Genomic DNA, 25,638 nt, shown 5'->3' on the forward strand with positions numbered 1-25,638 from the left:
GAGAGAAATGCCGGCGAGACGGTACGGGCGCGACGCGCCAATGGGTTCAGCGCCCGTCCCGGGGGTGGACGGACGCTGAACCGGTTTTCCGGATATGGCTTGTGCGGAGCGGGCCGGCCCCTTAGGCGGGCAGTGCCGCCTCCATGGGGCGCACCTTCAGCGCCTGCCAGGTCGGCACCAGGGTCGCGCCGATGGTCAGCAGTCCCGCGAACCCGACCGTGGCGAGGTACATCCAGATCGGTCCGGTCGGGGTCAGCGAGTCGGCCCGGGCGAGGCTGAAGGGAATCAGCGTCATCGGAGCGACCAGCGTGCCGAGGAAGATGCCGATGCCCGCGGTCATGCCGCCCTCGAAGGCCATCATCCGCAGCACCTGGGCGCGGGTGGCGCCGGTGAGCCGCTGGAGCCCGAACTCACGGGTGCGGCCGCGGATCGCCAGCCACAGGGTGTTCATCACCGAGATGGTGATGTAGCCCAGGAGCGTGCCGATCATGAGGTAGCTGACCAGGGCCTGCGCGCCGAGGTGGTGAGCGAAGGCGTCGGTGAGCCGGTCGCGGTCGACGACCTCGGTGCCGGGCAGCTGCTCGGCCACCGTACCGAGGGCCGCCGCCAGCTGTGTGTCGTCCGCGCCGCCCTTGGGGGCGACCACGATGTGGCTGGGCAGCGGGCTCCGGGTGTGCTGGGCCAGGGTCGCCGCCGGCATCATGATCGTCTCGAAGCTGGGCTTGGCCTTGACGAGCGCGACGATCTTCAGCTTCTCGGTGGCTCCGTCACCGAAGCGCAGCGTGATGCTGTCGCCGACGCCGGCCTTGAGCTCCTTGGAGAACGCTTCCGCGATGGCCACGGAGTTGCCCTTCATCGCGGCGAGGCTGCCCTCGACCTCGTCGGCGGCGCCGACCTTCGCGGCCGCCTCCGGGGTGTAGCCGAGGAACTGCCAGCCCTCCAGGTCCTTGTTGCCCCACGGGTCCTTGGGGGACTCGATGAAGCCGGTGCTGGCCACGAACTCCGAGGCAGCGCCGACCTCGGGCAGCGCCCTGACCTTCTCCAGTGCTCCCGGCGCGAGGCCGTCGGCTCCGCCGCGCAGGACGGCGTCGCTGGCCAGGTTCTCGGTGTAGACGCTCTTGACGCTGCTCTCGGTCGAGATCAGGTAGAGGTTGGCGGTGGCGATGCCGGTCAGCAGCATGATCGGGGTGACGATGGCGGCCATCCGGACCGCCCTGGCACGGGTGTTGAGCGCCGCGAGGTATCCGGAGAGGCCGGAGACCGCGCGCAGCAGCGGGGACAGCACCGCGGTCAGGCCCTTGGCGATGACCGGTCCGAGCAGTGCGAGACCGATCGCGAAGAAGATCGACGCGAAGGTGGCGGGGCTGGCGATGAGCGGCCCGGTCACCAGGTTCAGCGCGACGTACCAGAGCTGGGCGCAGAGCAGGAAGCAGATCACCGCGATGATCGGGCGCACCTTGCCCAGCCGGAACTTCGCACCGCCGTCGTCGGCGAGCGCCTCGGCCGGCTTGGTCAGCGTCGAGCGCCGGCCGGCGACGATCGCGGCGATACCGGAGGCGAACAGAGCGACCACGACGGCGATGGCCGTGGGCAGCCAGCCGCGGTAGAAGACGAAGCCCTCAGGGGCGATGCCGGTGGCGGTCAGCTGGTCGAAGAGCCACTTGCCGGCGGCCAGGCCGGGGAAGGCGGCGAGCGCCGTGGCGAGGACGGAGATGGTGACCGTCTCGCCGACGATCATGCGGCGCAGCTGACGCGGGGTGGAGCCGATGGCCCGCAGCAGGGCCATTTCCTTGTGGCGCTGCTGGAAGGAGAGCGACAGGGTGGAGGCGACACCGAGGATGCCGACCATGAGGGCGAGGGCGCCCAGCAGGCTCGCGATGACGATGAGGTCGGTCATGTCGACGTCGCCGTACTCGGCCTTGCCGCGCTCGTCACCGGTGAGGGTGATGGCGCCGCTGCCGGCGATCGCCCGGTCGACCTGCTGCTCCAGCGCGTTGAGGTCGGTGCCGGGCTCGGTGAGCAGGCCGATGGAGTCGGCCTTGCCGGCGGCCGGGGCGAACTTCTCGGCGTCGGCGGTGGAGAAGAAGAGACTGGACTCCACGGCCTCGGCGGACGGTTCGGCGACACCGGTGACGGTGAACTGCTGGGTGTGCCCCTGGAGCGACACGCCGATGGTGTCGCCGGTCTTCGCGTCGGCTTCCCTGGCGATGCCGGAGTCCAGGACCACCTGGCCGGGCGCGGCCGGTGCCTTGCCCTCGGTGAGCTTGTACGGCATCAGCGCAGCGGAATCCCAGCCGTGGCCGAAGGACTTCTCCGCCTTGCCGACGGGCCGGTCGCCCTTGAGTGCGGTGGCCGCGAAGGACTGGTCGACGACCGCCTTCTCGACTCCCGGCAGTGACCTGACCTTGTCGGCCAGTGACGCGTCTACGCGGACCCGTTCGCTGAGGTGCGCGACGGGGCTGCCGGCCTCTTCGTACTCGCCGTTGCCGGCCACGAGGATCGGCGCGGCGTCCAGCCGTTGTGCGGGGAGTACGGCCCGCAGGCCGGTCTCCATCATGGCGCCGGCGGCCGTCATGATGGCTCCGGCGAGGAACATCGCAACGAAGGTCGCCGCGAAGGCGCGCCAGCGGAAGCGCACCGTGTGCAGGGAGAGTCGGAACATCAGATGCCTCCACCGACCGAGGCGCGGGCGGCGACGACGTCACCGAGATGGGTCATCTGCTCGGCGACCGCGGCCGCCGAGGGGTGATACATCTCCGTGGCGAGCTTGCCGTCCGCGAGGAAGACGACACGGTCCGCGTAGGAGGCGGCGACCGGGTCGTGGGTGACCATGACGATGGTCTGGCCGCTCTGGTGGACGGAGTCCGCGAGCAGCGAGAGCACCTCGCGTGCGGTACGGGTGTCCAGCGCACCGGTCGGCTCGTCGGCGAAGATGACCGCGGGCCGGCTGACCAGGGCCCGCGCGATGGCGACGCGCTGCTGCTGGCCGCCGGAGAGCTCGGTGGGCCGGTGCCCCGCCCGGTCCGTGAGACCGACGCTCTGGATGACCTGCCGCACCAGGCTCTTGTTCGGCTTGCGCCCGGCGAGCTGGAGCGGCAGGACGATGTTCTGCGTCACGGTCAGCGCGGGCAGCAGGTTGAACGCCTGGAAGATGAAGCCGATCCGCTCCCGCCGGAGCAGGGTCAGCTCGGTCTCGCTCTTCCCCTGAAGGCTGATGCCGTCGATGGTCACCGATCCGGAGGTCGGATCGTCGAGCCCGGCCGCGCAGTGCAGCAGGGTGCTCTTGCCGGAGCCGGAGGGCCCCATCACGGCGGTGAAGGTCCCCTTGTGGAAGCCGAGGGACACACCCGCCAGCGCGGCGACGGACGTGCTGCCCCTCGTGTAGACCTTCTCCACGGAGTCCAGACGGACGGTCTCCGTGATGCCCCCGTTGCCAAGTGTGTCCACTTGCCTCTCCTCAGCCTTCAGAATTCTCGTCTGTCGCCTGCGCGATCTCAGGTACGAGATTAGGAATCGCCGCACTTCCCCGGTATGGGCTTAAGGCGCCGCGGGGGGTGGTGCTAGGCCCCCTCTTGCGGGGTGGCGGTAGCGACCGTCCCCTTCGGCGCACCCTGGGCCAGGCTCGCCGCGGCCTCCGTGAGCACGTCCTGCCCGGCCTCCGTTCCCTGCTCGGCGGGGGTGTCGGGGGCAGTGGCATCGCCCTGCGGGGTGTTGCGCACATGGTGCAGGCGCCACACGGTGAACACAGCAGTGGCGAAGGCGACGGCCGCCCCGAAGCCGGCGGCCACCCGCATCGCGTCCGCGAAGGAGGAGTCGGCGGCGGACAGCAGCGCCTGGGACGCCTCCCGCGACAGCCGGCCCGCCGCTTCGACCGCTCCGCCGAGGGTCTGCCGAGCACTCTCCAGAACGTCGGCGGGGACCCCGGCCGGCTTGTTGTCCGCCATCGCGCCGCGGTAGACGGCGGCGCCGATGCTGCCGAAGACGGCGATGCCCAGGGCGCCGCCGAAGTCCTGGAAGGTCTGGGTGAGCGCGGAGACGGACCCGGCGCGTTCGGGTGGCGCGGCGGCCACCACCAGGTCGGTGACCAGGGTCAGGACGATCGCGGCACCGACGCCGATGGCCGTCGCGCCGCCGATGACCAGCGGCAGGTTCTGCTGGACGGTCACCTGCGTCATCGCCAGGAATCCCGCCCCGACCAGGACGAACGCCCCGCCGATCACATAGGCGGGCGGCACCCGGTTGGCCAGCACCACCGCGAACGGGGCAAGCAGCATGGTCAGCGCGGGCGGCGGCATGGTCCACAGGGCCGCTTCCAGCGGCCGCATGTTCAGCACGTCCATGAGGTACTGGGTGGTGAAGACGCTGAAGCCGATCAGGCAGGCGAAGGACAACAGGCTGAGGCTGATCGCCGGGCTGAAGCCCTTCCGCTTGAACAGCTTGGGGTCGATCATCGGGTGGGTCAGCTTCGTCTGCCGCCGCAGGAACACGCCGAGGACAACGATGCCGAAGACCATGGCGGCCACGCGGGGCAGTTCCAGGCCCTTGGTGGCGACCTCCTTCAGCCCCCAGATCACCGAGAGCACGCCGACCAGCGACAGCAGCGCGCTGAGCACGTCAAAACGGCCCACCTCGGCCCGCGGCCGCCGGAATTCCGGGACCAGCGCCGGTACGAGGGCCAGCATGACGACGAGTACGGGGACGTTGATCAGGAAGATCGAGCCCCACCAGAAGTTGTTCAGCAGGCTGCCGCTGATGACGGGTCCGATCGCGGAGCCGGCGGAGTTGCCGATCGCCCAGATCGAGATGGCCGTACGACGCTGCTGCTCGTTCCGGAACATGTTGCTGACCAGGGAGAGCGTGGACGGCATCAGCGTCGCGCCACCGAGGCCCTGGAGGGTGCGGGCGAGGATCAGCATCTCGGCACTGTTGGCGTACGCCGCGAGCACCGAAGCCGCGCCGAACAGCATCGCGCCGATCATCAACAGGCGCCTGCGGCCGATGAGATCGCCGAGGCTGCCCATCGTGATCAGCATGCCGGACAGCACGAAGGCATAGATGTCGATCATCCAGAGCTGCTGAGTGCTGCTGGGCTCCAGATGGGCGGCGATGGACGGCACCGCGAAATACAGCACGGTCATGTCCATGGAGATGAGCAGCAAGGGCAGCACGAGGACGCCGAGCGCCAGCCACTCCTTGCGTCCGGCCCGCGGGCCCGCGGCAGCACCTGCCGTGCCGTTAGAGGCCTTGTCGTTGGCGGTCATGCGACGGCTCCTCGGTCGTCGAGAATGCTTGCCGGCGCCGCCTGCTCGACATGGCCACGAATGACCTCAAGGAGCTGCGCCGCCTGGGAGTTGAGGTAGAAGTGGCCGCCCGGGAAGACCTTCAGCTCGAAGGGGCCGTCGGTGTGTTCCCGCCAGGCCTCGGCTTCGTCGAGGGTGACCTGGGGATCCGCGTCGCCCGTAAGAGCGATGACCGGCGCGGCCAGCTTCGGACCGCCCTGGAAGCGGTAGGACTCGGCCGCCTTGTAGTCGCTGCGAACGGCCGGGAGGATCATGCGGACGATCTCCGGATCGCCGAGCACCGCGGCGTCCGTGCCGCTCAGCCGGGTCATGTCGGCGAGGAGCTGGTCATCGGTGCGCAGATGCACCCGTTCGTCGCGGAAGCGCGACGGGGCCCGGCGCCCGGACGCGAACAGTCCCAGTACCGTGACGCCGCGCTCCTCCAGCTTCCTGGCCACCTCGAAGCCGAGCGAGGCTCCCATGCTGTGCCCGAAGAGCGTCAGCGGCCGGTCGGCCCAGCGCAGCAGTTCGGGCAGCAGCGCGTCGGCCAGCCGGCCGATGTCGTCGATGCACGGTTCGCTGCGCCGGTCCTGACGTCCCGGATACTGCACGGCCAGTACGTCGATCTCCGGCGACAGCGCCTGCGAGACCGGGAAGAAGTACGAAGCAGACCCGCCGGCGTGCGGGAAGCAGACGAGCCGGGTCACAGCATCAGGCGCCGGATGGAAGCGCCGGATCCAGGCACCGGTGTCTGAAGACACTTCTGCCATGTCCCTTCGGTATCCCTTCAATAAGGAACCGCCCGCACACGACGGGCGGTTCACGAACGGATTGCGGGACGCCGGAACGGGCTGTGGGCTATCTCGCCGCCCGCCGGCGTCGGACCTGAGAGCAGTCAAGCCGGAAAGGCACGGGAGCAGCCACCGGCACGGCCCCTAAATCTCCTGCCGAGCCCCCTAACCCGGAATTCCCGGTAGAGCCCATACCGCGTCATCGAGTATTCCAGCGGAGCCGCAGGTCAACGGCTGTTTTAAGCAGGGGAATTGCTGCCGTGCAGGGAGTGGCCACTCCGCGGCCGTCAGGCTCCCAGCTCGGGCGAGATCACGTAGTCGGACACATCGTCCGTGTTGGTCTTCACCCTTGTCAGAGCGGCCTTGACCGCGACCGCGAGCCGCTCCTGCTTCGCCCTGTCGGCCTCCGCACGGCGCTCGGCGAACTCCGGCAGGACCTCGGCGGCGAACAGTTCGAGCGATTCGCAGATGTGGTCGTGCCGGTTCTTGCCGGTCTGCACCGAGAAGATGATCTGGTCCACGCCCGCCGCCTCGTAGCGCCGTACGAGGTCCGTGATCTGCTCGGGCGTCCCGATGCCCCGGCGCAGCGAGGTGATCTGCGCCATCATCGCCTTGGCCTCGGGGGTGGGCTCCTCCCCCTCGGCCGGCGCGGCGGGCTCGCGGGTGAGCCCGGCGGCCTCGCGGTTGTTCTGGAACTCCTGCCACACGTCGCTGGTGCCGGGCCGGTGCTGACCGGTGATGTAGTAGTGCATCAGGGAGTACGAGAAGAAGTGCGCGCCGTCCAGGCCCCGGTCGAGCGCCGTGTCCTCGTCCTGGTGGCACATGAAGGGCAGCACGACGGAGAAGTTGGGGTTGACGGTCTTGCCGATCGGCACGCACTCGTCGGACTCGATGATGCGGTAGTAGGTGTCCACCCACTCCTTGGCCTCCTCGGGGGAGACGAAGGAGAAGGAGAGCGCGCCGAGTCCGTTCCGGGCCGCGGTTTCAATGGTCGTACGGGCGCTGCAGGCCATCCACAGCGGCGGGTGCGGCCGCTGCTTCGGCTTGGGCAGCAGGTTGCGCGGCGGGATGTTGACATACGTGCCCTGGTGCCCGGTGAACGGCGTCTCGGTGAGCAGCCGGGTCACGACCTCCAGGGCCTCCCGCCACTGGTCCTTCTTGGTGTCCCGGTCGACGCCGAAGGCTTCCAGCTCCAGCTGTGAACTGCCCGCGCCGGTACCGAAGTCGACCCGGCCGCCGGAGATGAGGTCCAGCGTGGCCAGGCGCTCGGCCACCCGGGCCGGGTGGTTGACGGTGGGCGGCAGCGAGACGATGCCGTGGGCCAGGCGGATGTTCCGGGTGCGGGCGGCCGCGGCGGCGAGGAAGACCTCGGGCGCGGAGGAGTGCGAGTACTCCTCCAGGAAGTGGTGCTCGGTGGCCCAGGCGTAGTCGAGGCCGAGCCGGTCCGCGAGTTCGATCTGCTCCAGGGACTCGTTGTAGAGGCGCTCCTCGCTGTCCTCGGCCCAGGGCCGCGGGAGCTGGTGGTGGTAGATCAGGCCGAAACGCATGGGTCGGTCCTCCAGAAGGTGGTGGCAGATCGAAAGGAGTGGGGTCAGGCCGCGATGCCGCGGAAGGCGGCGCGGTAGAACAGGAGCGGGTCGGCGTCGACGCCCGCGGCCTTGAGGGCACGGACGCGGCCGACGACGATCAGGTGGTCGCCGCCGGGGTGCACGGCCTCGATGCCGCAGTCGACCCAGGCGAGGGCGCCGTCGATGGTCGGCGATCCGGTGGCCGGCGCCGGGCGCCACGCCACGCCCGCGAACTTGTCGGCCCCACTGACCGCGAAGGCGCGGCAGAGCGCTTCCTGAGGGGCGGCGAGAATGCTGACGCAGAACGCGCCGGAATCCCGGATCGGCGGCCAGCTCGTGGACGTACGGCCCACCGAGAACGTCACCAGCGGCGGTTCCAGGGAGAGCGAGGAAAAGGACTGGCAGGTGAATCCGACGGGGGCGCCGCCGGACATTCCCGCGACAATGGTGAGCCCGCTGCAGAAGTGGCCGAGCACCTGCCGGAATTCTTCCGGAGCTGTCCGGTCCTCCAGAGCGGCGGAATACGCCGGAGTCGTCATCGGGCCCTCTTCCCTGACTCTCGTCCCCCGCTCACGCCGCTGTTCCCTCGGGGGTGGCCGGGGCCTGTTCGATGATCACGTGCGCGTTGGTGCCGCTGATACCGAAGGAGGAGACCCCCGCGCGGCGCGGCCGGTCCGTTTCGGGCCAGGGCTGTTCCTCGGTCAGCAGCCGTACGTGGCCCGCCGACCAGTCCACCCGCGGCGTCGGCTCGTCGACGTGCAGCGTGCGCGGCAGGACGCCGTGCCGGATGGCCTGCACCATCTTGATGACGGAGGCGACGCCGGCCGCGGCCTGGGTGTGCCCGAGGTTGGACTTCACGGAGCCCAGCCACAGCGGCCGGTCCTCGCTGCGCCCCTGCCCGTACGTCGCCAGCAGCGCCTGCGCCTCGATCGGATCACCGAGTCTGGTGGCCGTGCCATGGGCGTCCACGGCATCGACGTCCTCGGTGCCCAGGCCCGCCCCGGCCAGCGCCTGCCGGATCACGCGCTGCTGCGCGGGCCCGTTGGGCACGGTCAGGCCGCTGGACGCGCCGTCCTGGTTGAGCGCGGAGCCGCGGATCACCGCGAGGATCCGCCGGCCGTTGCGCAGCGCGTCCGACAGCCGCTCCAGCAGGAGAAGGCCCGAGCCCTCGCCCCAGCCGGTGCCGTCCGCTGCGGCCGCGAAGGACCGGCAGCGGCCGTCGGCCGAGAGGCCCTTCTGCTTGGTGAAGTACTGGAACGTCTCCGGCGAGGCCATGACGGTCGCGCCGCCCGCCAGGGCGAGTGTGCACTCGTCCCGGCGCAGCGCCTGCATGGCCAGGTGCAGCGCGACGAGCGAGGACGAGCACGCGGTGTCGACCGTCACCGCCGGGCCCTCCAGGCCCAGTGTGAAGGCGATCCGGCCGCTGACCAGGCTGCCGCCGGTGCTCGCCCCCTCGTACTCGTGGTACATCAGGCCGGTGAACACGCCGGTCCTGCTGCCCTTCGCGGACAGCGGGTCGATACGGGCGCTCTCGAAGGTCTCCCACGCGGTCTCCAGCAACAGCCGCTGCTGGGGGTCCATCTCCAGGGCCTCGCGCGGCGAGATGCCGAACAGGTCCGCGTCGAAGTCCGCCGCGTCGTGGAGGAACGCGCCCTCGCGGGTGATGCTCTTGCCCGGGGCACCGTGCTCCGGGTCGTAGAGCCCCTCGACGTCCCAGCCTCGGTCGGCGGGGAAGCGGGTCACCCCGTCGCGGCCGGCCCGCAGCAGCTCCCACAGGTCATCGGGCGAGTTGACGTCGCCGGCGAACCGGCAGGCCATCCCGACGATGGCCACGGGTTCCGTGGCGGCGGCCGTGAGGCGCGCGTTCTCCTGCTTGAGACGTTCGTTGTCCGTCAGTGACGTACGGAGCGCCTCGACGATCCGCTCAACTTCCATGTTGCGTCCAGTCTCCGGATCAGTCCGTGGTGCCGGCGGCCAGAGCCGTCCGCACCAGGTCGTCGATGGCCATGTCCTTGAACTTGCCGGCCCCGTCGGCCGCGGCGTCTTCGGGCTGCGCGGCCGCACCGCGCTCGTCCTCGGGGACGAGCTCGTCCAGCAGATGGCGGGCGAGCACCCGGGGGTTCGGGTAGTCGAACATCATCGTGGCGGGCAGCCGCAGCCCGGTGGCCTCGCCCAGCAGATTGCGCAGCTCGATCGCGGCCAGCGAATCGAGGCCCATCTCGGTGAAGCCCCGGCCGATGTCGATCGCGGCGGGATCGTCGTGCCGCACGGTGGCCACGTGTGTGCGGACGAGCTCCAGCAATATCCGCAGCTGCTCCTCCTCCGCGAGGCCGGCCAGCCGGTCCTCGATCGTGGCCTCCTGGGCCGGGGCGGGCTCGTGACGGCCCGCCGGCCCGGCGCTGCGGCGACCACCCGTACCGGGTTTCACCAGCTCACGGAGGACCGGGGGAACGTCGCCGGACGCCGCGGCCCGCGCGAGGTCGAGCCGGAGCGGCACCAGGGCCGCGGCATCGACGGTGAGCGCGGCATCGAGGAGGGCCAGCCCCTCCTCCGGGGCCAGCGCCGGTGTCCCGAGCTTCTCCTGCCGCTCGAAGACGGCCGAGTCCAGCCGCTCCCCCATCCCGTCACCGGCCCACAGGTGCCAGGCGAGGGAGGCGGCGGGCAGGCCCTGGGTGCGGCGGTGCTGGGCCAGGGCGTCCAGGAAGACGTTGGCCGCCGCGTAGTTGGCCTGGCCGGCGTTGTCGAGGAAGCCCGTGGTGGAGGAGAAGAGCACGAAGTGGGTCAGGTCGAGGTCCCGGGTCAGCTCGTGCAGGTGCCAGGCGGCATCCGCCTTGGGCGCGAGGACCGTGTCGATCCGCTTCGGGGTGAGGGTGGCGAACAGGCCGTCGTCGACGATTCCCGCGGCGTGCACCACACCGGTCAGCGGGTGCAGGTCAGGTATGTCCGCCAGGAGGGCGCCGAGGGCCGCGCGGTCGGCGACGTCACAGGCCGCGAGGGTGACCTCGGCTCCCAGTTCCGTCAGTTCCGCACGGAGTTCGGACGCTCCCGGCGCTTCGGCACCGCGGCGGCCTGCCAGCAGCAGATGCCGTACGCCGTGCTCGACGACCAGGTGCCGCGCCACACGCGCCCCGAGGCCTCCCGTACCGCCGGTGATCAGGACCGTACCGTCACCTCCCCACGGAGGCGCACCGTCGGGCGTCCCGGAGGCCCCCGCCCGCAGCAGGCGCGGGACCAGGGCCCGGCCGGCGCGGAGGGCCACCTCCGGCTCGCCGGCGCCGGCCAGCGCCCCCAGCAGCCCCGCCGACGCCTCGCTGTCGTCCACGTCCACCAGCACGATCCGGCCCGGGTGCTCGGCCTGTGCCGCACGTACGAGGCCCCTGACCGGAGCCTGCACCACATCGACCGGCTCGTCGTTCCCGGTAGCCACCGCGCCGCGCGTCACCACGACCAGCGTCGCGTCGGCCGAACGCTCGTCGGCCAGCCAGGACTGCACCGCGGCCAGCACCGATCCCGTGACCTGCCGGACACCGGCGGTCATCTCGCCGGCCGGCGACTCGACCCGCAGCACCGTGTGTTCCGGCGCCTCGGCCGCGGCGAGGTCCGGCCCCGGCACCCAGCCGAGGCGCAGCAGCCCGTCGGTGGCGGCACCGGTCGCGGCGCGTGAGACCACGGACGCGATGGTGGCGACGGGACGCCCGGACGGGTCGGCCAGCCGCAGTTCCGTCGTCCCTTCACCGGGGAGCCGGTTCAGCTGGACGCGGAGTTCGGCGGCGCCCGGCGCGTGCAGGGTCACACCGTTCCACACGAAGGGCAGCACCGTACTGTCCGCGTCGTCGAGCAGGTCGGCATGGCTCGCCGCGTCGAGGAGAGCGGGGTGGATGCCGTAGCGGACGGCCTCGCCGCGCGCCTTTTCGTCCAGCGCCACCTCGGCGAAGACCTCGTCGCCCCGGCGCCAGGCCGCCTTCAGGCCCTGGAAGACCGGGCCGTAGGCGTACCCCCGGCCGGTCAGCAGCTCGTACGCGCCGTCGGTCGGGATCTCGGCCGCACCGGCCGGTGGCCACTGCGTCAGGTCGAAGGAGGCCGCGGGAGTCTCGGCGGAGAGGACGCCCGAAGCGTGCCGTGTCCACTCCCCCGCGCTGCCGTCCGGCCTGCCGTGCACGGTCACCCGTCGTGTGCCGGCACCGTCCGCGGCGCCGACCACCACCTGGACCGCCACCGCCTCCCGCGCCGGAAGCTCCAGCGGAGCCTCCAGCGTGAGCTCCGTCAGACTGCCGCAGCCGACCTCGCCACCGGCCCGCAGCGCCAGCTCCACGAACGCGGTGCCGGGCAGCAGGACCCGGTCCAGCACCGTGTGGTCGGCGAGCCATGGCTGGGTCGCGGTGGACAGCCGGCCGGTGAGGACCGCGCCGGCGCCGTCCGGGAGTTCCACCGTCGCGCTGAGCAGCGGGTGGCCGGTGTCGAGCTGCCCGTGGCCGGTCGCGCCGGCCACGACGGCGGGCGGCGTGTCCAGCCAGAAGTGGCGCTTCTCGAAGGCGTACGTGGGCAGCTCGATCCGGCGGGCGCCGGATCCGGCGTGGTACGCGGCCCAGTCGATGCGGGTGCCCGCGATGTGCAGGCGGGCGAGTGCGGTGAGCAGCGCCCGGGTCTCGGGGCGGCTCTTGCGCTGCGTGGCGGTCAGCAGCGCACCGGACGCCGCCTCGCCGAGACAGCCCTCCGCCATCGCGGTCAGCACGCCGTCGGGCCCCAGCTCCAGGAAGCGGGTGACGCCCTGGGTGTGCAGGTGCCGGATGCCGTCGGCGAAGCGGACGGTGTCCCGCACATGGCGTACCCAGTAGCCGGGCGAGCACAGCTCCGTCGCGAGCCCACCGCTCACGTTCGAGACCACCGGTATGGACGGCTCGTGGTACGTCAGCGCGGCGGCGATCTGCTCGAAGTCGGCGAGCATCGGCTCCATCAGCGGCGAGTGGAAGGCGTGCGACACCGCCAGCCGCGTCGTCTTGCGGCCCTCGGCGTCAAAGTGCGCCTCGACCGCCAGGACCTCGGACTCCACACCGGATACCACCACGGAGGCCGGGCCGTTGACGGCAGCGATGCTCACCCCGTCGGACAGGTGCGGCAGCACCTCCTCCTCCGAAGCCTGCACGGCCACCATCGCGCCGCCCACCGGCAGTGCGTCCATCAGCTTGCCGCGCGCGGCCACCAGCCGCGCCGCGTCGGGCAGGGGCAACACCCCGGCGACATGCGCCGCCGCGATCTCGCCGATGGAATGCCCGGCCACGAAGTCCGGGCGGACGCCCCAGGACTCCACCAGGCGGTACAGCGCGACCTCGAAGGCGAAGAGCGCGGGCTGAGTGAAACGCGTACGGTTCAGCAGCTCCGCGTCCTCGCCCCACATCACCTCCCGCAGCTCGGGCCCGAACTCCGCCAGTACCGCATCGAGCGCCTCGGCGAAGACCGGGAACGCCGCATACAGCTCCCGGCCCATCCCCAGCCGCTGCGACCCCTGCCCCGTGAAGAGGAAGGCGCTCAGGCCGTTGGAGTGGTCGGTGCCGGTGATGATGTCGTGGCTGTGCTCGCCGGCGGCCAGGGCCGTCAGGGCGCGCAGCGCGGTGGCGTGGTCGTCGGCCAGGACCACCGCGCGGTGGTCGAGCACGGCGCGCGTGGTGGCCAGGGAGAACCCGAGGTCGGGCAGGCGCAGTTCCGGCCGGTCGGTGAGGAGATCACGCAGCTGGGCGGCCTGTGCCGGCAGGCCGCGTCCCTGCTGGGCGGAGAGGACGAGCGGGACCGTGGCGGGTCCCTGCTCCGGTGTCCGCTCCTCGGCTCGGCGCGGGGCGTCCGGCGCCTGTTCGAGGACGATGTGCGCGTTGGTGCCGCTGAGGCCGAAGGAGGAGACGGCGGCCCGGCGGGGCCGGCCGGCCTGCGGCCAGTCACGCGCCTCGGTCAGCAGGCGTACGGCGCCGGACTCCCAGTCGACGTTCGGCGTCGGCTCGTCGACGTGCAGCGTCTTGGGCAGCACCCCGTTCCGCAGCGCTTCGACCGTCTTGATGACGCCGCTGACGCCGGCTGCTGCCTGGGCATGCCCGATGTTGGACTTGATCGAGCCCAGCCACAGCGGCCGGTCGTCGGGGCGCTGCCGGCCGTACGTCGCCAGCAGTGCCTGCGCCTCGATCGGGTCGCCGAGCCGGGTGCCGGTGCCATGGCCCTCGACGAGGTCGACCTCGTCGGCGGCGAGACCCGCGGCGGTCAGGGCCTGCTGGATCACACGTTGCTGCGAGGGCCCGTTGGGGGCGGTGAGACCGTTGCTCGCGCCGTCCTGGTTGATCGCCGAGCCACGGATCACGGCGAGGACCGGGTGGCCGTTGCGGCGGGCGTCCGACAGCCGCTCCACCAGGAGCAGCCCGATCCCCTCCGACCAGCCCGTGCCGTCCGCCGCGCCCGCGAAGGCCTTGCAGCGGCCGTCCGGCGCCAGGCCCCGCTGCTGGCTGAAGTCGACGAAGATCTCCGGCGTGGGCATCACGGTCACACCGCCGGCCAGCGCCATGTTGATCTCGCCCTGCCGCAGTGCCTGGCAGGCCATGTGCAGCGCGACCAGCGACGAGGAGCAGGCGGTGTCGATGGTGACCGCGGGCCCTTCCAGGCCGAGGCTGTAGGCGACCCGGCCGGAGGCGATGCTGCCCGCACTGCCGTTCCCCAGGTAAGCGGACAGGTCGTCGGGGGCCGCGCCGGGGCGGGTGCCGTAGTCGTGGTACATCACGCCGGCGTACACACCGGTCCGGGTGGCACGCAGCGACGTCGGGTCGATACCGGCCCGCTCGATCGCCTCCCAGGAGACCTGGAGGAGCAGCCGCTGCTGCGGGTCCATGGCCAGCGCCTCGCGCGGCATGATCCCGAAGAACTCGGGGTCGAACTCCGCGGCGTCGTGCAGGAAGCCGCCCTGGACCGTGTACGTCTTGCCCGGCGTGCCCGGCTCGGGGTCGTAGAGCGATGCGGCGTCCCAGCCGCGGTCGCCGGGGAAGCCGCCGACCGCGTCCCGGCCCTCGGCGACCAGCCGCCACAGGTCCTCGGACGACCGTACGCCGCCGGGGAAGCGGCAGCCGATGGACACGATGGCGATGGGTTCGTCGGCCGCGCTCCGGTCGGTGCCGGCCGGGGCGATGGGTGCGGCGGTCTCCGGGCCGCCGAGGTCCAGCCGGGTCTTGAGGTACGCGGCGACGGACCGCGCGTTGGGGTGGTCGAAGACGAGCGTGGCGGGCAGTCGGGTGCCGGCGGCGGTGCCGAGCGAGTTGCGCAGCTCAACGGCGGCCAGCGAGTCGAAGCCCAGCTCCTTGAACGCCCGGTCCGGGCCGACCGCTTCGGTGCTGTCGTGGCCGAGCACCGTGGCGACGTGCGTGCGGACCAGTGCCAGCAGGGCGTGGTCCCGCTCCGCGTCGGTCAGTCCGGCGAGCCGCTTCCGGAGGGCCGATCCGCCGTCGTCCTCGCCGGCCGCGCGTACGGTACGGCGCGCCGGCCCGCGGACCAGGCCGCGCAGCAGTGCGGGCAGGTCGTCGGCACGGGAGCGCAGGGCGGTGCGGTCGATACGGACCGGCACGGTGTGCGCGGCGCCGGTCCGAAGGGCGGCGTCGAAGAGCGCGAGTCCTTCGGTGGCGTCCAGCGCGGGCATCCCGAGCCGGCGCATACGGTCCAGGTCGGCGTCGGTGAGCGGGCCGCCCAGGCCCGTGTCGACCGCCCACATGCCGAAGGCGAGGGCGGCGCCAGGCAGGCCCTGGGCCCGGCGGTGGTGGGCCAGGGCGTCCAGGAAGACGTTGGCGGCCGCGTAGTTGGCCTGGCCCGCGCCGAGGACGAGTCCGCCCGCCGAGGAGAGCAGCACGAACGCGGACAGCTCCAGGTCGCGGGTGAGTTCGTGCAGATGCCAGGCGGCGTCCGCCTTCGGGCGCAGCACCTTCGCGAACTGCTCGGGCGTCAGCGCACCCACCAGTCCGCTGTCGACGACGGCGGCCGCGTGGACGACGCCCTTCAGCGGGTGCTCTTCGGGCACGCCGCCCAGCAGTGCGGCGAGCGCGGCCCGGTCGGTGACGTCGCAGGCCGCGACGGTGACCTCGGCGCCGGACTCCTGCAGTTCGGCGCGGAGTTCGGGGGCGCCGGGCGCGTCGATGCCACGGCGGCTGGTCAGCAGCAGATGGCGTACGCCGTGCTCCGCCACCAGATGCCGGGCGATCCTGGCGCCCAGGCCGCTGGTGCCGCCGGTGACGAGGACGGTGCCGGCGGTGTCCCACACCGCACCCGCGTCCGGCTCCGCGGCGCCGGGCGTCGCGGCAGGGGCCAGCCGGGGGATCGCGAATTTACCGTGATGGACGGCGAGTTCGGCCTCTCCGGAAGCGGCGGCCGCCGGCAGGGCGGCCAGGGATTCCGTGCTGCCGTCGGTGTCGACCAGTACGAACCTGCCGGGGTTCTCCGCCTCCGCCGCACGCACCAGGCCCCACACGGGAGCCTGGGCCAGATCGATGTCGTCCTGCGGTCGGGCTGCCACGGCGTACCGGGTGACGATCGCCAGCCGGGACGCGGCGAACCGCTCGTCGGCGAGCCAGGCCCGCACGGTTGCCAGCACCTCCACCGCGGTGGCGTGCACGGCGTCCGGCAGTTCGGCGCCCTCGGCGGCGGCCGGGGCGTACGGGGTGACCGGCCAGAGGACGAGGTCCGGGACGGTCTCGGCGGCTGCCACCGCAGCCAGGTCCGCGAACTCCTCCACTTCATGGGCGAGTTCGGTGAGCCCCGGCAGCCGCCCCACGGTGCCGCGTACCGACTGCGGCAGCGGCAGTTCGCTCCAGCCGACGCGGAAGAGGGCGTCCGGGCGGCCGGTCTGCTCGGCGTGTGTCAGCTGAGCGTCCGACACCGGCCGTGAGACCAGCGATTCGACGGTGGCGACGGGCTGCCCGGAGGCGTCCGCTATCCACAGCGCCGAGAGCTCGTCGCCACGCAGCCGCCGCAGCCGGACGCGTACCGTGTCGGCGCCCGCGCCGTGCAGGGTCACACCGTTCCAGGAGAACGGCAGCAGTGTGTCGCCGCCGGCCTCGCCCCTGGCATCGAGCAGATCGGCGTGCATCGCCGCGTCGAGCAGGGCGGGGTGGATGCCGTAGCGGGCCGCCTCGCCGCGTGCCTGCTCGGGCAGCGCCACCTCGGCGAACACCTCGTCACCGAGCCGCCAGGCCGCCGTCAGCCCTTGGAAGGCCGGGCCGTAGCCGTAGCCCCGGCCCACCAGCCGCTCGTACACGTTCTCCACCGGCACCGGCTCGGCACCCGGCGGCGGCCACTGCACCAGGTCGAAGCCGGGCTCCGAAGCGTCGGGGGCCAGCACACCCGAGGCATGCCGGGTCCACTCCCCCGCTTCCCGCTCGGGCCGCGAGTGCACGGTCAGCGACCGGGTACCGGCCGCGTCCGCCGAGCCCACCGTCACCTGCAACTGGACCCCGCCGCGCGCGGGCAGCACCAGCGGCGCCTCCAGCGTCAGTTCGTCGAGCCGGCCGCAGCCGACCTCGTCACCGGCCCGCACCGCCAGCTCGACGAATCCGGTGCCCGGCAGCAGCACCCGCCCCAGGACCTCGTGATCCTCCAGCCAGTTTGGCGATCCGGCCGCCAGCCGCCCCGTGAGCACGATCCCGTCCGACTCCGGCGAGGTGACGACAGCGCTCAGGATCGGATGGTCGATCGGCTGCAGCCCCGCGGAGCCGACGTCGGCCGCCCCGGCGTCCGCCGCGTCGAGCCAGTAGCGGCGGCGCTGGAACGCGTACGTCGGAAGGTCCAGGTGCGCGGCGGACCGGCCGCCGAAGAACGCGGGCCACGCCCCGTCCCGGCCCCGGGCGTACACCCGTCCCACAGCGGCGACCAGCTCCCGCCGCTCGTCGCGGTCGCGGCGCAGCAGCGGCACGAAGGCGGTGTCGCCGTCCTCCGTCAGGCAGGACGGGCCGGTGGCCGACAGGGCGGCGGCCGGACCGACCTCCAGGAAGGTCGTCACTCCCCGGTCCTCCAGCGCCCGCACGGCGTCGGCGAAGCGGACGGCCTCGCGCACATGGCGGGTCCAGTAGCCGGGAGTGGTCGGCTCGTCCGTGACCGGCGCGCCGGTGAGCGTGGAGACGAAGCCGATCGCCGGGCGCGCGTACGTCAGCCCGGCCGCGATCTGCTCGAACTCGGCGAGCATCGGCTCCATCAGCGGCGAGTGGAAAGCGTGGGACACCTGGAGGCGCGTGACCTTGTGGCCCTCGGCCTCGAAGCGCGCCGCGACCGCCAGCACTTCGGACTCCACGCCGGAGACCACCACGGCCGCCGGACCGTTCACCGCGGCGATGCTCACCCCGTCGGAGAGGTGCGGCAGCACTTCCTCCTCCGAAGCCTGCACCGCCGCCATCGCCCCGCCCGCCGGCAGCGCGTCCATCAGCCTCCCGCGCGCGGCCACCAGCTTCGCTGCATCCGCCAGCGAGAGGACCCCGGCAACATGTGCCGCGGCGATCTCGCCGACCGAATGCCCCGCCACGACATCAGGACGCACATCCCAGGACTCCACCAATCGGTACAGGGCCACTTCGACCGCGAACAACGCCGGCTGCGCGAAGCGGGTGCGGTTCAGCAGCTCCGCGTCCTCGCCCCACATCACCTCCCGCAGCTCGGGTCCGAACTCCGCCAGCACCGCATCGAACGCCTCGGCGAAGACCGGGAACGCCGCGTACAGCTCCCGGCCCATCCCCGGCCGCTGCGAGCCCTGGCCGGTGAAGAGGAAGGCCAGCTTGCCGGCGGTCACCGAGTCGATCCCGGTGTCGCCGTCGCCTTCGGCCAGCGCCTCCAGCGCACCGGCCAGTTCGGCCCGGTCCCCGCCCACCGGGACGGCGCGGTACTCCAGGGCGGCACGCGTCGTGGCGAGCGCCCGGCCCGCCGCGGCGAGCTCGTCGTCGAGGAGGGTGTCGAGGAAGCCGCGCAGCCGGCCGGCCTGTGCGCGCAGCGCCTGCGGGGTTCTGGCCGATACGGGCCAGGCCACCACCGCGGGGGCCGTGCCCGGCGCTTCCGGGCCGGTGCCGGCAGCCGGTGCGAGGCCGGTGGCCTGTTCGAGGATGACGTGCGCGTTGGTACCGCTGATGCCGAAGGAGGAGACGCCGGCGCGGCGCGGACGGTCCCGGTCGGGCCAGGCACGCTGCTCGGTGAGCAGTTCGACGGCGCCCTCCGCCCAGTCCACCTGCGGTGTCGGCGCATCGACGTGCAGCGTCTCCGGAAGGACGCCGTGCCGCATCGCCATCACCATCTTGATGACCCCGGCGACACCGGCAGCGGCCTGGGTGTGGCCGAGGTTGGACTTGACGGAACCGAGGAACAGCGGGGTGCCGTCCTGCGGACGCTGCTGCCCGTACGTCGCGATCAGCGCCTGCGCCTCGATCGGGTCACCCAGGGTGGTGCCGGTGCCGTGGGCCTCGACGGCGTCGATGTCCGCGGCGGTGAGGCCGGCAGCGGTCAGCGCCTGCTGGATGACGCGCTGCTGAGAGGGCCCGTTGGGAGCGGTGAGACCGTTGCTGGCACCGTCCTGGTTGACGGCGGAGCCGCGTACGACCGCGAGGACCCGGTGGCCGTTGGCCTCGGCGTCCGAGAGACGCTCCAGCAGCAGCATGCCCGCGCCCTCGCCCCAGCCCGTGCCGTCGGCGGCGGCCGCGAAGGACTTGCAGCGGCCGTCGGCGGACAGGCCGCGCTGCCGGTTCATGTCGATGAACGTGTCCGGGGTGGACATCACGGTGACGCCGCCCGCGAGGGCGAGCGTGCACTCGCCCTGGCGCAGCGCCTGGATCGCCCAGTGCAGGGCCACCAGCGAGGACGAGCAGGCGGTGTCCACCGTCACGGCGGGGCCTTCCAGGCCCAGGGTGTAGGAGACGCGTCCGGAGACGACACTGGCGAGGCTGCCGTTGCCGAGATGACCGGCCACGTCCTCCGGAACGGTGCCGAGGCGGGTGCCCCAGTCGTGGTACATCACGCCGGCGAAGACACCGGTACGGGAACCGCGTGCCGACTCCGGGTCGATGCCGGCGCGCTCGAAGGCCTCCCAGGACGTCTCCAGCAGCAGCCGCTGCTGCGGGTCCATCGCCTGTGCCTCGCGCGGGCTGATGCCGAAGAACTCCGGGTCGAAGTCGGCGGCGTCGTAGAGGAAGCCGCCTTCCCGGGTGGAGCTCTTGCCGGGCGTTCCGGGCTCCGGGTCGTACAGGTCCTCGATGTTCCAGCCGCGGTCCTCGGGGAAGCCGGAGACCGCGTCGCGGCCCGCCACGACCAGGTTCCACAGCTCCTCCGGGGAGCTGACACCGCCCGGGTAACGGCAGCTCATGCCGACGATGGCGATGGGCTCGTCGGCCGCCGCGGGTGCGACGGCGGCGGGCTGAGCCGCGGGCGCCACGGCCGGTGCGGCGACGAGCTTGGTGCCCAGGTGCTCGGCGAGGGCGCGGGGCGTCGGGTAGTCGAAGACGAGCGTCGCGGTCAGCCGCTGGCCGGCCGCGGCGTTGAGGCGGTTGCGCAGCTCGACGGCGGCCAGCGAGTCGAAGCCGATCTCGCTGAACGGCCGGGCGGGGTCGATGGCCGCGCCGCTCTCGTGGCCGAGTACGCCCGCGACCTGGGTCCGTACGAGGTCCAGCAGCGCCTCGGCCCGGTCCTTCTCGGAGAGTTCGCCGAGCCGCCGGGCCAGGGACCGGTCGCCGGAAGTCGCGCCTTCGGAACCGGCCGGTGCCGCGGCAGCGCGGCGCGCCGGGACCCGGACCAGTCCGCTCAGCAGCGGCGGTACGCCGTCGGAGCGCTCCTGGAAGGCCCGCGGGTCGACGCGCACCGGCACGACGGCGGCTTCCTCGGTCCGGAGCGCGGCGTCCAGCAGTGCGAGGTTCTCGTCCGGCGTCAGGGGGGTCAGGCCCAGCCGGGCGATGCGCTGCAGCGCGGCCGCGTCCAGTGCGGCCCCCATGCCGCTGTCGCCTGTCCACAGGCCCCAGGCCAGTGAGGTGGCCGGCAGGCCCTGGGCGCGGCGGTGGTGGGCCAGGGCGTCCAGGAAGACGTTGGCCGCGGCGTAGTTGGCCTGGCCGGCGCCGTCGAGGAAGCCGGCCGTGGAGGAGAAGAGGACGAACGCGGTCAGGTCGAGACCGTCGGTCAGTTCGTGCAGGTGCCAGGCCGCTTCCGCCTTCGGGCGCAGCACGGCGGCCACCCGCTCCGGGGTCAGCGAGGCCAGCAGGCCGTCGTCGACGATGCCCGCCGCGTGCACGACACCGGTCAGCGGGTGCTCGGCGGGGACCCCTGCCAGCAGTCCGGCGAGTGCGTCGCGGTCGGCGACGTCGCAGGCCGCGAGGGTGACCTCGGCGCCCAGCCCGGTCAGTTCGGAGCGGAGTTCGGCGGCGCCGGGCGCTTCGGCGCCACGCCGGCCGGCCAGCAGCAGATGCCGTACGCCGTGCTCGGTCACCAGGTGCCGGGCCACGAGGGCCCCCAGGCCACCCGTACCGCCGGTGATCAGAACCGTGCCTTCGCCGCTCCAGGGGGAGGTCTCGCCCGTGGCGGCCTCCAGCCTGCTGAGCCGCGGCACCAGCACCCCGCCGGCGCGCAGCGCCACCTCGGGCTCGCCGACGCTCGCCGCGGCGGCCACCAGCCGCTCGGAGTCCGTGCTCCCGTCCAGGTCCACCAGCACGATCCGGCCCGGCTGCTCGGCCTGAGCGGCCCGCACCAGGCCCCACACCGGTGCCTGCGCCACGTCGACCGGCTCGTCCGGTCCGGTCACCACCGCGTGGTGCGTCGTCACGATGAGCGTCGAGTCGGCCGTGCGGTCGTCCGCCAGCCAGGCCTGTACCGACCCCAGCACGTCGGCCGCGATGCCGCGCACTCCCGCGACGGGCTCACCGGCGTACGCGGCGGCGGCCGGCGCGACCCGCAGCACGGCCTGCTCCGGCACGGGGCCGTCGCCGCCCAGGACGTCGTCCACGGACGGCGGTGCGCCGGCCGCCTGCGCCGTCGGCACCGGCCCCGGCTCCCACGCGACCTTCAGCAGCGCGTCGCCCGGATGCTGTGCCGCCTTCAGCTGTGCGGTGTCGACGGGGCGCAGGACGAACGAGCCGATGCGGGCCACCGCGGCGCCCGCCGGGTCGGCGAGTTCCAGCGACACCGCGTCGGGGCCGGTCGCCACGATGCGTACGCGGACGACGGCGGCGCCGGTGGCGTGCAGGGTGACATCGGTCCAGGCGAACGGCAGCCGCGTCACCTCGGGCGCCGGCCCGGGGTACGCGAAGTCCGTGGCGTGCAGCACCGCGTCCAGAAGGGCGGGGTGCAGGCTGAAGGCGCCCGCTTCCGCGGCGATCTCCTCGGGGAGTGCGACCTCGGCGAACACCTCGGCGCCCTGCCGCCACACCGCACGCAGGCCGGTGAAGGCCGGACCGTAGCCGTAGCCCTGGTCGCGCATGTCGGCGTAGAGGGTGGAGATGTCGACGGGCTCGGCGCCGGGCGGCGGCCACTGCACCGGGCCGACGGCGGGCTCGGCCTGCTGCGGCGCGAGGACACCGGACGCATTACGTGTCCACGGGGCGTCCGCGGGCGCGTCCTCCGGGCGCGAGTGGAACTCCACAGGGCGGTGTCCGTCCGCATCCGCCGCGGCGACCACGATCTGCAGGGCGACCCCGCCGGTCTGCGGCAGCACCAACGGCGCTTCGAGGGTGAGTTCCGCGACCCGGCCGCAGCCGACCTGGTCCCCGGCGCGGACCGCGAGTTCCACCAGGGCGGTGCCCGGCATGAGGGGCACACCGGCGACGACGTGGTCGGCGAGCCAGGGGTGCGAGCGCAGCGACACCCGGCCGGTGAGGACGACCCCGTCGTCGTGCGCGAGGTTCACCACGGCGCCGAGCAGCGGGTGTTCGGCGGCCAGCTGGCCGAGCTCGCCCGCGTCGCCCGCGGTCTGCGGAGCGCCGAGCCAGAAGCGGCGGCGCTGGAACGCATAGGTGGGCAGCTCGATCCGGCGTGCCGCGAGACCGGCGTAGTGCGCGCCCCAGTCGATGCGGTGGCCGCGGGTGGCGAGCCGGCCGGCGGCGGAGAGCAGTTCGCGCTGTTCTTCGCGGCCGCGGCGGAGGGCCGGGACGAAGGCGAGGTCGCCTGTCTCGTCGGCGACGCACTGCTCCCCCATGGCGGTCAGGACGGCGTCGGGGCCCAGTTCGAGGAAGGTGGTGATACCGGCGGAACGCAGGAAGTCGATGCCGTCGGCGAACCGTACGGCGGCGCGGACGTGTTCCACCCAGTACTCGGGCGAGCACAGCTGCTCGGCCGTGGCGGGTGCCCCCGTGACGTTGGAGACGACCGGGATGCGCGGCGCCGCGTAGCTGAGGATCTCGGCGATCTGCCGGAACTCCGCCAGCATCGGCTCCATCAGAGGCGAGTGGAAGGCGTGGCTGACGCGCAGCTGCTTGGTCTTGTGCCCGCGCTCCGCGAGCCGCGCGGCGAGCTGCCCGGCGAGCTCCTCGTCGCCGGAAATTACCACGGACCGCGGCCCGTTGACGGCGGCGATGCTCAGCCGGTCCTCGTGGCCGGCGATCAGCGGCAGCACCTCGTCCTCGGTGGCCTGGATCGCGATCATGGTGCCGCCGCGGGGCAGCGCCTGCATCAGCCGGCCGCGGGCCGCGACCAGGGTGGCGGCGTCCTCCAGCGACAGCACGCCCGCGACGTGTGCCGCGGCCAGTTCGCCGATGGAGTGGCCGGCGAGGTAATCGGGGCGTACTCCCCAGGACTCCAGGAGGCGGAACAGCGCGGTCTCCACGGCGAAGAGCCCGCACTGCGCGTACATCGTCTGATCGAGCAGCGCTGCCTCTTCGCTGCCCGGTTCGGCGAACAGCACTTCCCACAGGGAGAGTTCGAGCTGCAGATCGAGGTGGCCGATGGCGTCCGCCAGCGCTTCGGCGAACACGGGGTAGGCGTCGTACAGCTCGCGGCCCATGGCGAGCCGCTGACTGCCCTGGCCGGTGAAGAGGAAGGCCAGCCGGCCGGTGGCCGGCGCGCCCTGCACCAGCCCCGGTGCCTCGGTGCCGTCGGCGACGGCCCGCAGCACGCGTGCGAAGTCCGTACGGTCCCCGGCCAGGGCGACGGCCCGGTGTCCGAGCGCGGCGCGCGTCGTGGCCAGCGAGTAGCCGATGTCGGTGAGCGCGGCGTCCGGCTCGCGGTCGAGGAAGGCGAGCATGCGTTCCGCCTGGGCGCGCAGTGCGCGGGCGCTGCCGGCGGACAGCGGGAGGGGGACCAGCGCCGGTGCCGACGCGGGCGCCGGGTGGTCCGCGGCCTCGTCCTCGGGGCGGGCTTCGGGCGTCGGCGGTTCCTCGATGATGACGTGTGCGTTGGTGCCGCTGATGCCGAAGGCCGAGATTCCCGCGCGCCGCGGCCGGCCGTCCGGCTGCCAGGGCCTGGCCTCCGTCAGCAGCCGCACCTCGCCGGCCGACCAGCGGATGTTGGGCGAGGGCTCGTCGACGTGCAGGGTCTTGGGCAGCACACCGTGCTTCATCGCCATGACCATCTTGATGACGCTGGCGGCGCCGCCAGCGGCCTGCGTGTGGCCGAGGTTGGACTTCACCGAGCCGAGCCACAGCGGGGCGCCCTCGGGGCGGCCCTGACCGTACGTCGCGATGATGGCCTGGGCCTCGATGGGGTCGCCGAGCGTGGTGCCGGTGCCATGGGCGTCCACGGCATCGACGTCGGCCGCGGTCAGCCCCGCGGTGGCCAGGGCCTGCCGGATGAGCCGCTGCTGCGAGGTACCGCTGGGGGCCGTCAGGCCGTTGCTCGCACCGTCCTGGTTGACGGCGGTGCCGCGGACCACGGCGAGCACGGTGTGCCCCTGGGAGCGTGCGTCGGAGAGCCGCTCGACGACGAGGAGGCCGACGCCCTCGGAGAACCCGGTGCCGTCCGCGGCGGCCGCGAAGGCCTTGACCCGGCCGTCGGGTGCCAGGCCGCGCTGCCGGCTGAACGCGGTGAACATGCCGGGGCTGCCCATGACGGCGACGCCGCCGACCAGCGCGAGCGAGCACTCGCCGCGGCGCAGCGCCTGCGCGGCCAGGTGCAGGGAGACGATCGAGCCGGAGCAGGCGGTGTCGACGGTGACCGCGGGGCCCTCCAGGCCCAGGGTGTAGGCGATGCGGCCCGACGCGACACTGGGCGCGTTGCCCGTCATCAGGTAGCCGTCCAGGCCCTCCGGCGCCTCGTGCACCCGGAGGCCGTACTCGTGCACCTCCGCGCCGATGAAGACGCCGGCCCGGCTGCCGCGCAGCGACGTCGGGTCGATGCCGGTCCGCTCCAGCGCCTCCCACGCGGTCTCCAGGACCAGCCGCTGCTGCGGGTCCATGGCGAGGGCCTCGCGCGGGCTGATGCCGAAGAAGTCGGCGTCGAACTCGGTGGCATCGCCGAGGAATCCGCCCTTGTTCACATAGCTCTTGCGGGGGACGTCCGGGTCCGGGTCGTACATGCCCTCGACGTCCCAGCCGCGGTCGGTGGGAAAGTCGCCGAGTACGTCGCCGCCCTCGTCGACCAGCCGCCACAGGGCCTCGGGCGAGTCGATGCCGCCGGGGAAGCGGCAGCCGATGCCGACGATGACGATCGGGTCGCTGTCGTCGACGGTCTCCGGCCGCACCTCTTCCGAGGCGGCGTCGGCTTCCGCACCGAGGAGTTCGCTGCGCAGCCGGGCGGCGAGCGCGGCCGGTGTGGGGTGGTCGAAGCCGACGGTGGGCGGCAGCGTCAGGCCGGTCACGGCGTTGACGCGCTGGTGCAGTGCCACCAGGCCCAGGGAGTCGACGCCCTGCTCCTTGAAGGGCCGCTCGGCGTCCACCGCGTCCACGGCGTCCGCCGCGTCCGGCCGTATGGTGCGCAGCACGCCGAGTGCCTCCGTGCATACCAGGTCGACCAGTACGCGCAGCTGCTCGACGGCCGGGAGCAATTCCAGCCGGCCGATCACACCGGACGCCGAGGTTCCGGACCCGCTCATTCGCACACTCCACA

General features: G+C 72.9%; 7 protein-coding genes and 1 pseudogene. All 8 read right to left on the bottom strand.

The window, feature by feature from the left end:
* Window positions 1-121: 121 nt before the first annotated feature.
* The 8 genes and pseudogenes from ACIGQF_RS02370 to ACIGQF_RS02405 all read right to left on the bottom strand — a co-directional run bounded on the left by ACIGQF_RS02370 (window position 122) and on the right by ACIGQF_RS02405 (window position 25,624).
* Window positions 122-2,662: an ABC transporter permease gene (locus tag ACIGQF_RS02370; RefSeq protein WP_399704353.1), complete on the bottom strand. Its 2,541-nt coding sequence runs from the start codon at window positions 2,660-2,662 to the stop codon at window positions 122-124.
* Entirely contained in the window at window positions 2,662-3,447 is a 786-nt protein-coding gene (locus ACIGQF_RS02375; RefSeq protein ID WP_399704355.1) for an ABC transporter ATP-binding protein, read from the bottom strand. The genes ACIGQF_RS02370 and ACIGQF_RS02375 overlap by 1 nt, the downstream gene beginning before the upstream one ends.
* Before the next feature lie 113 nt (window positions 3,448-3,560).
* Complete coding sequence (locus tag ACIGQF_RS02380; protein WP_399704358.1) at window positions 3,561-5,261, bottom strand: MFS transporter; 1,701 nt, start codon at window positions 5,259-5,261, stop codon at window positions 3,561-3,563.
* The gene (locus ACIGQF_RS02385; protein ID WP_399704360.1) at window positions 5,258-6,049 is read right to left on the bottom strand and encodes a thioesterase II family protein; all 792 of its coding nucleotides are present in this window, start codon (window positions 6,047-6,049) and stop codon (window positions 5,258-5,260) included. Before ACIGQF_RS02385 ends, ACIGQF_RS02380 begins: the two co-directional genes overlap by 4 nt.
* Before the next feature lie 308 nt (window positions 6,050-6,357).
* The gene (locus ACIGQF_RS02390) at window positions 6,358-7,617 is read right to left on the bottom strand and encodes an LLM class flavin-dependent oxidoreductase (RefSeq protein ID WP_399704362.1); all 1,260 of its coding nucleotides are present in this window, start codon (window positions 7,615-7,617) and stop codon (window positions 6,358-6,360) included.
* A 44-nt stretch (window positions 7,618-7,661) separates the two neighbouring features.
* Window positions 7,662-8,177, bottom strand: coding sequence for a flavin reductase family protein (locus ACIGQF_RS02395; RefSeq protein WP_399704365.1), 516 nt, complete (start codon window positions 8,175-8,177; stop codon window positions 7,662-7,664).
* A 49-nt stretch (window positions 8,178-8,226) separates the two neighbouring features.
* Window positions 8,227-9,702: pseudogene (locus ACIGQF_RS02400) on the bottom strand (type I polyketide synthase); the annotation flags it as partial.
* The gene (locus ACIGQF_RS02405) at window positions 9,593-25,624 is read right to left on the bottom strand and encodes an SDR family NAD(P)-dependent oxidoreductase (RefSeq protein WP_399704368.1); all 16,032 of its coding nucleotides are present in this window, start codon (window positions 25,622-25,624) and stop codon (window positions 9,593-9,595) included. The gene ACIGQF_RS02405 and the pseudogene ACIGQF_RS02400, both read right to left, overlap by 110 nt.
* Window positions 25,625-25,638 lie beyond the last annotated feature (14 nt).

The organism is Streptomyces sp. NPDC053560 (genome assembly GCF_044544605.1).
GTDB lineage: Bacteria > Actinomycetota > Actinomycetes > Streptomycetales > Streptomycetaceae > Streptomyces.